The 10,927-nt window shown below is 69.8% G+C and carries 11 protein-coding genes; 8 read left to right on the forward strand and 3 right to left on the reverse strand.

The window, feature by feature from the left end; translation table 11 throughout:
- From VIR15_RS05880 to VIR15_RS05895, 4 genes are all read left to right on the forward strand, one after another.
- The coding region (locus VIR15_RS05880) for a 5-oxoprolinase subunit B family protein (protein ID WP_331926544.1) at positions 1 to 258 on the forward strand (258 nt) is incomplete at its 5' end.
- A complete protein-coding gene (locus tag VIR15_RS05885) occupies positions 255 to 1,124 on the forward strand; it encodes a 5-oxoprolinase subunit C family protein (RefSeq protein ID WP_331926545.1) in 870 nt (289 codons plus the stop codon). The genes VIR15_RS05880 and VIR15_RS05885, both read left to right, overlap by 4 nt.
- A gap of 29 nt (positions 1,125 to 1,153) precedes the next feature.
- The gene (locus VIR15_RS05890) at positions 1,154 to 2,461 is read left to right on the forward strand and encodes an AAA family ATPase (protein ID WP_331926554.1); all 1,308 of its coding nucleotides are present in this window, start codon (positions 1,154 to 1,156) and stop codon (positions 2,459 to 2,461) included.
- Positions 2,462 to 2,705: 244 nt separating this feature from the next.
- A complete protein-coding gene (locus VIR15_RS05895; RefSeq protein ID WP_331926546.1) occupies positions 2,706 to 3,068 on the forward strand; it encodes a cupin domain-containing protein in 363 nt (120 codons plus the stop codon).
- Positions 3,069 to 3,091: 23 nt separating this feature from the next.
- Here the strand turns inward: VIR15_RS05895 and VIR15_RS05900 are convergent, their stop codons facing one another.
- Positions 3,092 to 3,610, reverse strand: a complete 519-nt coding sequence (locus VIR15_RS05900; protein WP_331926547.1) for an SRPBCC family protein — start codon at positions 3,608 to 3,610, stop codon at positions 3,092 to 3,094.
- 268 nt (positions 3,611 to 3,878) lie between these two features.
- Here VIR15_RS05900 and pdhA point away from each other — a divergent pair, with 268 nt between their 5' ends.
- From pdhA to VIR15_RS05915, 3 genes are read left to right on the forward strand one after another with little or no spacing between them, the layout of a single operon-like run.
- A complete protein-coding gene (gene pdhA, locus VIR15_RS05905; RefSeq protein ID WP_331926548.1) occupies positions 3,879 to 5,033 on the forward strand; it encodes a pyruvate dehydrogenase (acetyl-transferring) E1 component subunit alpha in 1,155 nt (384 codons plus the stop codon).
- Entirely contained in the window at positions 5,033 to 6,019 is a 987-nt protein-coding gene (locus VIR15_RS05910) for an alpha-ketoacid dehydrogenase subunit beta (RefSeq protein WP_331926549.1), read from the forward strand. Before pdhA ends, VIR15_RS05910 begins: the two co-directional genes overlap by 1 nt.
- A 37-nt stretch (positions 6,020 to 6,056) precedes the next feature.
- Entirely contained in the window at positions 6,057 to 7,550 is a 1,494-nt protein-coding gene (locus VIR15_RS05915; protein WP_331926550.1) for a dihydrolipoamide acetyltransferase family protein, read from the forward strand.
- A gap of 102 nt (positions 7,551 to 7,652) precedes the next feature.
- Here VIR15_RS05915 and VIR15_RS05920 read toward each other — a convergent pair whose 3' ends face one another.
- Positions 7,653 to 9,734 (reverse strand): MDR family MFS transporter, encoded by a 2,082-nt coding sequence (locus VIR15_RS05920; RefSeq protein WP_331926551.1) that lies wholly within the window; start codon positions 9,732 to 9,734, stop codon positions 7,653 to 7,655.
- A 72-nt stretch (positions 9,735 to 9,806) separates the two neighbouring features.
- Here VIR15_RS05920 and VIR15_RS05925 point away from each other — a divergent pair, with 72 nt between their 5' ends.
- Positions 9,807 to 10,400, forward strand: a complete 594-nt coding sequence (locus VIR15_RS05925; protein ID WP_331926552.1) for an acyl-CoA-like ligand-binding transcription factor — start codon at positions 9,807 to 9,809, stop codon at positions 10,398 to 10,400.
- Positions 10,401 to 10,441: 41 nt separating this feature from the next.
- On the opposite strand, the gene VIR15_RS05930 is transcribed toward VIR15_RS05925, so the two are convergent.
- Positions 10,442 to 10,798, reverse strand: coding sequence for a TraR/DksA family transcriptional regulator (locus VIR15_RS05930; RefSeq protein WP_331926553.1), 357 nt, complete (start codon positions 10,796 to 10,798; stop codon positions 10,442 to 10,444).
- Positions 10,799 to 10,927: the final 129 nt, after the last annotated feature.

Raw genomic sequence — 10,927 nt, forward strand, 5'->3', positions numbered from 1 at the left:
GGGTTCGCCCCCGGCTTCGCCTACCTCGTCGGGGGCGACCCGCGCCTCCAGGTCGCTCGCCGGGCGGAGCCGCGGACCCGTGTCCCCGCCGGATCCGTCGCTGTCGCAGGCGAGTACAGCGGTGTCTACCCCCGAGAGTCCCCAGGGGGCTGGCAGCTCATCGGGACGACCGACGTCGTGCTCTGGGACGTCACGCGCCAGCCACCGGCCCTGCTCGTGCCGGGCACGACCGTCCACTTCGTGCGGGATCGACGATGAGTCGCGGCATCGAGGTCGTCGAGCCGGGCCCCCTCACCCTGGTCCAGGACCTCGGTCGGCCGGGCCACCTGGCCGTGGGCGTCGGGCGCGCGGGCGCCGCCGACGTCTCGTCCTACCTCATCGGCGGGCGGTTGCTCGGCAATCCGGCCGGGCTCGGCGCGCTCGAGGCCACTTTCGGGGGCCTGCGACTGCGGGCGCGCGGGGACCTTCTCGCGTGCCTCACCGGGGCACCCGCTCCGGCCGAGGTGGACGGGCGCGTGGTCGCGTATGCCGCACCCTTCGCGATGCGTGACGGACAAGAGCTGTGCCTCCGTATGCCGCTGAGCGGGCTTCGCACGTACGTCTCCTTCCGTGGTGGGCTGGCTGTGCCGGAGATTCTCGGCTCCCGGGCGACCGACACCATGTCCGGTCTCGGCCCGGAACCGCTGAGGTCAGGGCAGGTGATCGAGGTCGGGCCCGCCTTGGGCGTCTTCCCCCACGTCGACCTTGCACCGGTGCCCTCTCCACCGTCCGGCCCGGTCGAGCTGGCCGTCCTGCCGGGGCCGAGGCAGGACTGGTTCGCCCGGCCCCAGAGTCTCGCCGAGCGCGAGTGGTCCGTCTCGGGACGCAGCGACCGCAAGGGGATTCGCCTGGAAGGGGAGCCGATCGAGCGGCACGTGGCTTGGCGTGACGTGGAGCTGCCGAGCGAAGGGATGGTGCGGGGAGCGATCCAGGTGCCGCCCAACGGACTGCCGGTCCTCTTCCTCAACGACCATCCGGTCACCGGTGGCTACCCTGTCATCGGCGTCGTCCGCACCGCCGACGTCGACCGGGCGGCCCAGCTCCAGCCCGGTCAAAAGCTGACGTTCCGCTGGGAGCGACGATGAACCGACGGCCGGGCACGGGCACGGCCATGATGCTGACCTGCGTTGCCGTCGCTGGCTATCGATCGCTTCGGGACGTCGTCGTGCCGCTCCATGGGCTGGACGTCGTCACGGGCGCCAACGGTTCGGGGAAGTCGTCCCTCTACCGTGCGCTGCGGCTGCTCGCCGGATGTGGCCGCGGTGAGGTGATCGGCTCGCTGGCGCGCGAGGGCGGGTTGCAGTCGGCGTTGTGGGCGGGACCGGCGACGTTGGGCGGGACGCGGAAGCAGGGGTATGCCGCCGAGGGCACCAGGCGCAAGGGTCCCATCAGCCTGCGGCTGGGTTTCGCCTCGGATGACTTCGGGTACCTCGTGGACCTCGGTCTGCCGCAACAGAGTTCAGGGGCCGACGGGTCATCGGCCTTCCTGCGCGACCCCGAGATCAAGCGCGAGGTCGTGTGGGCCGGGCCGATCATGCGGCCCAACACCGTGCTTGTGCGTCGACGCTGGTCCATCGTCGAGACCCGCTCCGTCGAGGAGGCCGAGTGGGATGGTGGCTGGGGCGCTGACGAGTGGGAGTCCGATCCCGAGCCGCTCGCGGGGTCGGGGGGCCGGCGTGATACCCGTCGGACGGGGTGGACCGAGCTGTCGGGGACCCTGCGTCCCTGGGAGTCCATGCTCACCGAGCTCGCCGACCCTGATCGGGCGCCCGAGCTCTTGCGGGTGCGGCGGATGATCCGCGGATGGCGCTTCTACGACGGCTTCCGAGCCGACGCTGCGGCACCCGCCCGTCAGACTGGTGTGGGGACGCGGACGCCGGTCCTCGCAGATGACGGCTCCGATCTGGCTGCTGCCCTGCAGACCATTCGGGAGGACGGCCGGTCGGTGTTGGACAGTGCGATCGCGGACGCCTTCGACGGCGCCATCCTCGACGTGCCCGTCGTCGACGGGCGGTTCGACGTGCACCTGCACCAGCCCGGCATGCTGCGCCCGCTCTCGGCGGCCGAGCTGTCCGACGGCACGCTGCGCTACCTGTGCCTCGTCGCCGCACTCCTCACCGTCGACCCGCCGCCGCTCCTGGTCCTCAACGAGCCGGAGACCTCACTGCACCCGGATCTCCTGCCGCCGCTCGCCCGCCTGATCCGGACGGCCGCCGAGCGCAGCCAGGTCATGGTCGTGTCGCACTCAGAGGCGCTGATCCGGGAGCTCGGTGTCACCGACGACGTGGACGACGAGGCTGCCCAGGTGGGACTGGGTTCTCCGGCGCGGCGCGTCACCCTCGCCAAGGACATCGGCGAGACGTTCGTCGAGGGCCAGGGACTGCTGACCACGCCGCAGTGGAACTGGGGCACCCGCCGCTGACGACCGTGACCCTCGACGGGGACACGGCACGCTGGGACTGAGCGGGCGCGTGGGGCCGAGCGGGCGCGCACCTCCGACAATCCCGCCGGGGCTGGGACGTCGGTGGGGTTCCCGCCGACAGCGCGTCGACAACAGCGCCGCGGCCCGATTGTCGGAGGACGACCGACCACGCCTGCGTCGAGTGGGCTCAGTTGAGCCGGAAAAGGACTCGGGGTCGCGCCGCGCCCGGTGCGATGCTGGCCGCATGGACCTTGACCCGATCGATCTCGCGCAGAAGCTGTCGCTCGTCTCTGAGCACTGGTCGCCCAAGGCGATCGCCCGACTGAACGACTACGAGATCAAGGTCGTGAAGATCAAGGGCGAGTTCGTCTGGCACACCCACGAGGAGACCGACGAGCTGTTCCTCGTCGTCTCCGGCCGCCTGACCATCCGGCTGCGCGATCGTGACGTCGTGCTCAACCCCGGGCAGCTGTTCGTCGTGCCGCGCGGGGTCGAGCACTGCCCGGTGGCGGAGGAGGAGGTCCACGCCGTGCTCATCGAGCCAGAGGGAACGGTGAACACCGGCGACGCGGGTGGACCGCTCACCGCACGCGTCGAGTCGATCTGACCAACCGCAGGAGAGGAGGCTGGTCAGGAGACGTTGGGGGTCTCGACGGTGCCGCTGAGGGCGGCCTCGAGTGACTCCTGGTTGCTGAAGAAGTCCGGTCGGCCCGCGCCGGCCTGGATCAGGGTCCTCAGGCTGCCGAGGATGTACTGGCCCCAGGCGGTGTTGCACACGTCGTAGCACTCCTGCTCTGCGTTGAGCCCCTCATGGGTGAAGGTCAGTCGGGTGCGGCGGTTGTCGCCGGCTTCCGCTGACTCCTCGGTGATCTCGAAGTGGACCGTCGTGCCGGTCCACTCCTCCTTGTCCTCGATGAAGGTGAGATGGCTGTCGAGGACGAGCCACGACACACGCTCGGCCGGGACGAGCTCCGTGATCCGCAGCTTCGAGAAGTGGATGTCGGGAACGCTGTAGGTCCACTCGGCCCCGAGGGTGGAGGTGTCGCCGACGATGTTGCCGGACCACCAGCTCCGGACGTCGTTGACCGCGTCGAAGACCTGCTGTGGAGTCTGCTCCACGGTGAAGCTCATCGTGAGGTCGGTGCTCATGGGATCGGTGCCCTTCCGTTGAACTTGCATGATGCAAGTCACGCTAGCCCGGCTAACTTGCATCAAGCAAGGGGTTTCAACGGACAACCCTCCAGGCAGCCGTCCGCATTGTGAGATTTCTGGCGGCCTCCGGTAAGTTCCGGTTGAGAGGACCCTCAGGCTCCGCCGTCACCCTCGGCGGGCCCGTGTGACCCAGCCGTCGGGCGGGAGAACCCCGCTCGCGGCCCGACCAAAAATGCCGGAACCCCACTCCGGTGAAGGAGCCCCAGTGAGCGACAAAGTAGTCGCCGAGCTGCACGAACCGACCCCGGCGGTCGGCGACGGCGGCCCGGACATGATCCAGCTGCTGACCCCCGAGGGCGAGCGTCTCTCCCACCCCGACTACGACAAGTACGTCGCGGATCTCACGCCCGATGACCTACGCAGCTTCTACCGCGACCTCGTCCTCATCCGCCGCCTCGACGCCGAGGGATATGCCCTCCAGCGCCAGGGCGAGCTCGGACTGTGGCCCAGCCTGCTCGGCCAGGAGGCGGCCCAGGTCGGCTCCGGTCGCGCGCTGAAGCCGCACGACATGTGCTTCCCCACCTATCGGGAGCACGGCGTCGGCTTCGTGCGCGGCATGGACCCGCAGAGCTCGCTGCAGCTCTTCCGCGGCGTCAGCCAGGGCGGATGGGACCCGAGGGACCACAACTTCCACCTCTACACCATCGTCATCGGCGCCCAGACGCTGCACGCCACCGGCTATGCCATGGGCGTCAAGATGGACGGCAACGTCGGCACCGGTGACCCCGAGCGGGACACCGCGGTCATCTGCTACTTCGGTGACGGCGCGTCCGCGCAGGGCGACGTCAACGAGGCCTTCGTCTATGCCGCGTCCTTCGACGCGCCGGTCGTGTTCTTCTGCCAGAACAACCAGTGGGCCATCTCCGAGCCCGTGTCCAAGCAGACCCGCATCCCGCTCTTCCAGCGGGCGCGAGGCTTCGGCTTCCCCGGCATGCGGGTCGACGGCAACGACGTGCTCGCCACCTACGCCGTGACCCAGCACTGCCTCGACGAGGCCCGCAACGGGAACGGCCCGCTCCTCATCGAAGCCTTCACCTACCGCATGGGCGCGCACACGACGGCCGACGACCCGACGAAGTACCGGGTCTCGGCCGAGGTCGAGCAGTGGAAGTTCCGCGACCCGATCCAGCGCCTCAAGACCTACCTGTCTCGGGAGGGCTGGGCCGACGACGCATTCTTCACCGGGGTCGACGAGGAGGCGGACTCGTTCGCCGCGGAGCTCCGGCAGGGTTGCATCACCATGGCGACTCCTCCGGGCGAGACGATGTGGGACCACATCTATGCCGAGGAGCACCCGGTCATGGAGGCTGAGCGCGCCGCCTTCCTGGCCTACCAGGCGAGCTTCGAGGAGGCGAAGTGATGGCGCTCGAGAAGGTCACGCTCGGCAAGAGCCTCACCAGCGGGCTGCGCAAGGCCATGGAGAAGGACCCCAAGGTCGTCCTCATCGGTGAGGACATCGGCAAGCTCGGCGGCGTCTTCCGGATCACGGAGGGGTTGCAGAAGGACTTCGGCGAGGAGCGCGTCATCGACTCCCCGCTCGCCGAGTCGGGCATCGTCGGCACCGCGGTCGGGCTGGCCCTGAGGGGCTACCGACCGGTGTGCGAGATCCAGTTCGACGGCTTCGTCTACCCGGCCTTCGACCAGATCGTCAGCCAGGTCGCGAAGATGCGGGCCCGGTCGCTCGGGGCCATCACGATGCCCATCGTCATCCGCATCCCGTTCGGCGGCGGCATCGGCAGCCCGGAGCACCACTCGGAGAGCCCGGAGGCGTACTTCGCCCACACCGCGGGACTGCGCGTCGTCTCCTGCTCGAACCCGGAGGACGCGCACTGGATGATCCAGCAGGCGATCGAGTGCGACGACCCGGTCATGTTCTTCGAGCCGAAGCGCCGCTACCACGACCGTGGCGAGTACGACACCGCTGCCGCGGAAGCGCCGCGAGGTCTCTTCGAGGCGAACGTCATCCGAGAGGGCACCGACGTCACGCTCCTGGGTTACGGCCCGGTCGTGAAGACGATGCTCGAGTCGGCTGCCGCGGCAGAGACCGAGGGCACGTCGATCGAGGTCATCGACCTGCGCTCGCTGTCGCCGCTGCCGATCGACACCATCGTGTCGTCCGTGCGCAAGACGGGCCGGCTCGTTGTCGTCCACGAGGCGAGCAGCTTCCTGGGCATGGCCGCGGAGATCTCGTCCCAGGTCACCGAGCAGTGCTTCTACGAGCTCGAGGCCCCGGTCGTCCGGGTGGGCGGCGCCAACATTCCCTACCCGCCGAGCCGGATGGAGGAGGACTTCCTCCCCGACCTCGATCGGATCCTCGACGGCGTCGACCGCGCCCTGTCCTTCTAGAACGAGCGCAAGAACGAGCGCAGAGAGGCTTCCGATAGTGGCAATCCGAACGTTTAAGCTCCCGGACCCCGGTGAGGGCCTCGTCGAGGCCGAGATCGTCGAGTGGAAGGTCGCGCCGGGCGACACCGTCAAGGTCAACGACATGGTGCTCGAGGTCGAGACGGCCAAGTCGCTCGTCGAGCTGCCCATCCCGTGGGCCGGCACGGTCAAGGACCTGCTCGTCGAGGTCGGTGACACGGTCGACGTGGGCACCCCGATCATCACGATCGACGACGGCCAGGGCGGCGACGAGGAGCCTGCTGCCCCGACGGCTGACGCCGCGGCGCCGGACAAGGCGGAGCAGCAGGAGGCGATCCTCGTCGGCTACGGCGCCAAGGCCGGGGCGACGGCACGCCGAGCGCGCAAACAAGCCGATGGCCGTATGCCGCTGGGCTCGGTTCCAGACGCCGCGCCGGCTCGCGCCTCGGCTCCGACCGAGACCGAGCAGGTGGCGGAGCACGAGCCCATCGCGGAGGAGATGGCCCCGGCCCCGCGCACGGAGTCGCGAGCCCACGCCGTGCCGGCTCCTGCCGTGGCGCCAGTGGCCCGCGAGGGTCGGCCGAGGGCCAAGCCGCCGGTTCGCAAGCTGGCCAAAGACCTGGGCGTCGACCTCTGGTCCGTGCAGGGGTCGGGCGCCGACGGCATCATCACCCGCGACGACGTCCAGGCCTATGCCGCGGGCACTGCGCAGCCCGTCGCTGAGCCCGCCGCGCTGGGAGTTGACGGGTCAGCGGCCGCGAGCCCAGCGGCATACGGAATGGGTCTTGGTTCCGGTGAGCGGGAGGTGCGCACTCCGATCAAGGGTGTGCGCAAGATGACCGCCCAGGCGATGGTCGGGTCCGCGTTCACCGCGCCGCACGTCACCGAGTGGGTCACGGTCGACGTGACGAAGACGATGGAGCTGGTCGACCGCCTCAAGGCGTCGCGGGAGTTCCGCGAGGTCAAGGTCACGCCGCTGCTCGTCCTCGCCAAGGCGATGGTCCTGGCGATCCGCCGCAACCCCGGTGTCAACGCGACGTGGGACGAGGCGGCGCAGGAGATCGTCCAGAAGAACTATGTCAACCTCGGCATCGCTGCCGCGACGCCGCGCGGGCTGATCGTCCCGAACATCAAGGATGCCCACGCGATGTCGATGCTCCAGTTGGCCCAGGCCATCGGTGAGCTGACGGCGACCGCGCGCGAGGGGCGCACGCAGCCGGCCGAGATGTCCGGCGGGACGATCACCATCACCAACGTCGGCGTCTTCGGTGTCGACAGCGGGACGCCGATCATCAACCCGGGGGAGTCGGCGATCGTCGCGTTCGGCGCGATCCGCAAGATGCCCTGGGTCGTGAGCGACGCCAACGGCACCGACGAGATCGCGATCCGGCACGTGACCCAGCTCGCCATGAGCTTCGACCACCGGCTCATCGACGGTGAGCTGGGATCGAGGTTCCTCGCCGACCTCGCGGCGATCATGGAGGATCCGGGCCAGGCCCTCGTCTGGGGCTGACACGCCACCCCGACGCAACACACCCGCTTACCGCGCGCCCACCCCGGCTGCAACAGGGGCAAGCGCGCGACAAGCGGGTGTGTTGCGTCGGTGGGGGGCCGGTCAGGGGCGGGAGCGCGCGGTGTCGACGAGGAAGGCGGCGCTGAGGTCGTCCCCAACCCGCTCGAGCAAGCCGATGTCGACGGCCTCGTACCGCTCGGCCAGCGTCGGCTCGACCGTGGTCAACACGGTCCGCACGTCGCGTTCGGCCACCGCGGCGGCGAGCTCGCGCTTGAGCTCCTCCGTCAGCGTCCCACCCGAGCGACGTGCCAGCGCAGCGACCTCCACCGCATAGGGCTCCGTCTGCGCTGCGACATCGTTGTCCTCGGTGGTCAGCATCCGCGAGGTGTGTTCGAGGAGGGCGGCGCCGCGTCGGAGGTCCCCCTGCCCGACCTCGGTCACGGCCCGAGCCAGGAGCGGGCGGTCGCCGGTCAGGGCCGCCTCGGCGAGCAGCCCGAGCCGGAGGCCGAGGAGGCGCTCATTCGTGCGGGTGTTGCCGGCCTCCCGGCCCAGCGGCACGACGAGCGCGTCGTCCGGCGCGGTCTGGTTCAGCGTGTCGAGCAGCTCGCGCCCCGCCTCATCGGCCGTGTGCACCGTGTTGCGCAGCGGAAGCTCCTTGATGAACACCGTTGCCACCAGGGCGAGGACGAACGGAACCAGCCCCCACAGGAAGACGTCGTGCAGCGAGTCGGCGAGCCCGCGCTGGACGCCCGTGGCCACCTCGGCAGGCAGTCCCGCGAGGACCGACGGGTCCAGGACCGCACCCGCATTGACCTCCTGACCCGACGCGGCCATCTGCTCCGCGACGCCCGGGGGCAGGTGCGAGGCGATGTTGCCGGCGAGGCCGCTGCTCATGATGGTGCCGAACACCGCGATGCCCACGGTCGACCCGACGTTGCGGAAGAACTGGGTGGACGCGGTGGCCACGCCCAGGTCGCGGCGGGCCGTCGCGTTCTGGACGATGAGGGTGTACACCTGCAGCGCGATGCCGAGGCCGATGCCGAAGACCACCATCGCGAGGGTGAGGTCGAGCTCGGTGGCGGAGTAGTCGAGCCGGATGAGCATCCAGAAGCCAGCGCCCATGAGCAGGATCCCGCCAAGCGTCTGCAGCTTGTACCGCCCGGTCCTGGTGATGACGAGTCCGGCGATGATGGACAACCCGATCATCGCCACCGACATAGGCATCAGGATGAGGCCGGAGTTGGTCGCCGAGACTCCCAGCACCCCTTGGGCGTACACCGGCAGGTAGATCATCGCGCCGAACATCATCACCGAGACCATGAAGCTCGCGATGTTGGACAGCGTGAAGACCGAGCTCCGGAACAGGTGCAGCGGCAGGACGGGCTCCACGGCGCGCCGCTCGACGGCGAGGAACGCTGCGAGCGTGACGAGCCCAGCGGCATACATGACGATGACGGGCAGCGAGTCCCAGGCCCAGGTCGTGCCGCCCAGCGACGTGGGAACGAGCAGGAAGATGAGCGCCAGGGACAGCAGCGCGATGCCCGCCCGGTCGATGACCGGCCGTTGCCGGACGTGCTCGAGGTGGAGGAACCGGCTGATCCCGAAGTACGCCGCGATGCCGACGGGCAGGCTGATGAAGAAGAGCAGGCGCCAGCCCCAGTGGTCGGTGACGAAGCCGCCGACGAGCGGCCCGAGGATCGAGGAGAGGCCGAACACGCCACCCATGAGGCCCTGGTACTTGCCCCGCTGCCGCGGCGGAATGATGTCGCCGATGATCGTCTGCGACAGGGGCATGAGGGTCCCCATCCCGACGCCCTGCACTGCCCGGGCGGCGATGAGCCACCAGAAGTTCTGCGCCAGGCCGGACAGGATCGAGCCGACCATGAAGACGACGAGCCCACCGAGGTAGAACCCGCGTCGCCCGTAGACGTCCGAGAGCTTGCCGACGATGGGCACGGTGATCGCGCTGGCGAGCATGGCGGCAGTCGCGAGCCACGAGTAGTGCTCCATCCCGCCCAGCTCCGCGACGATGCGCGGCATCGCCGGGCCGACGATGGTCTGGCTGATCGAGGCCACCAGCATGCCGAGCATGAGGGCCGTGAAGATCTGTCGCGATCGGGGATCCAACCCGGTGGGCGCACCGGCCGGGTCAGCGGTCGGGGCAGGCGTTGACGTTCGGGGCATGGGAGAACGGTACGCGAACATTGCACTCGCTGCAAAGTTGCACACTCTGCACGAATTTCCTAACATGCGGACATGGAGCAACCGGACAGAGGACTGCGCGAGCGCAAGAAGCGCGAGACCCGCCGCGCCATCCACCGCGCCGCGCTCGACCTCGTCGAGGAGTTCGGTTTCGACTCCGTGACGACCGACGAGATCGCGGGGCGCGCCGGGGTCAGCCCCCGGACCTTCTTCAACTACTTCCCGACGAAGGAGGGTGCGGTCCTCGGCACCACTCCCGCCGATCTTGACGAGCTGAGGACGCAGCTGGCCGAGCGGCCCGAGGACGAGCCCATCCTCGACTCGATCCGCGTCATCGTCCGGGACCGGCTGGCTCCGTCGAGCTACGACCCCGACCTTCGGGCGCAGCGGCGTCGGGTGCTCCTCGGCGAGCCGGCCCTCGGTCCCGCCCTGGTCGGCAACAACCTCCGCACCGAGAACGTCCTGACCGACGTCGTGGCCGCCCGGCTCGGGATCGACCCCCGGGAGTCGGTGCGGCCGCGGGTCACCGTGGCGACCGCGCTCGCCGCCGTGCGTGCGTCCATCGAGCACCAGCAGTCCGGTGGCACCGGCACCGTCGAGGACGCCGTCGACGAGGCGTTCGCCCTGCTCGAGACCGGCCTGGCCTGAGGAGCCGCTGAGCGCAGTCGCGGACTCCGCGGCGCCCGACGTCAGCGGTGGTGGGCGGCGCCCGCGTGGTCGATGCAGGTCGTGGCCGTGGGCCGCGCCTCGAGCCGCTCGTCCGGGATCGGTCGACCGCAGACGACGCACGTGCCGTACGTCCCCTCCGCGATGCGCGCCTCGGCAGCATCGATCTCGGACAGGTGCTGCTCGGCCTGGTCGATGAGCGCGGCGACCTGGGACCTCTCGTAGGCGATCGTCGCTCCCTCCGGGTCGTGCTCGTCGTCGGAGTTGGAGTCCACGGACGCCTCGACCACCTGGCCGAACTCCCGCTGGAGTGCCTCGAGTCGATCCACGGTCATCCGGCGTTCCTCGGCCAGCCGTGTGGTGTGGGCCGTGTCCGTCACTCGCGAGCCTCCTTGCCTCGACGCCTGTCCCGACACATCCAGCCCATTCTGCCCCGGGTGCGAGCATCGTGCCTGTGGAGCGCGTCACGGCTTGTCCGCGAGCAGGCAGGATGGGGCCATGAGCGAGCC

The organism is Intrasporangium sp. (assembly GCF_036566125.1).
Lineage (GTDB): Bacteria > Actinomycetota > Actinomycetes > Actinomycetales > Dermatophilaceae > Intrasporangium.

Excerpts from the sequence above, each read along its gene's own strand:
- VIR15_RS05925 (WP_331926552.1), top strand. The coding sequence starts at position 9,807 with ATGGAGCAACCGGACAGAGGACTGCGCGAGCGCAAGAAGCGCGAGACC.
- VIR15_RS05885 (WP_331926545.1), top strand. The coding sequence starts at position 255 with ATGAGTCGCGGCATCGAGGTCGTCGAGCCGGGCCCCCTCACCCTGGTC.
- VIR15_RS05910 (WP_331926549.1), top strand. The coding sequence starts at position 5,033 with ATGGCGCTCGAGAAGGTCACGCTCGGCAAGAGCCTCACCAGCGGGCTG.
- VIR15_RS05890 (WP_331926554.1), top strand. The coding sequence starts at position 1,154 with ATGCTGACCTGCGTTGCCGTCGCTGGCTATCGATCGCTTCGGGACGTC.
- VIR15_RS05895 (WP_331926546.1), top strand. The coding sequence starts at position 2,706 with ATGGACCTTGACCCGATCGATCTCGCGCAGAAGCTGTCGCTCGTCTCT.
- VIR15_RS05920 (WP_331926551.1), bottom strand. The coding sequence starts at position 9,734 with ATGCCCCGAACGTCAACGCCTGCCCCGACCGCTGACCCGGCCGGTGCG.
- VIR15_RS05900 (WP_331926547.1), bottom strand. The coding sequence starts at position 3,610 with ATGAGCACCGACCTCACGATGAGCTTCACCGTGGAGCAGACTCCACAG.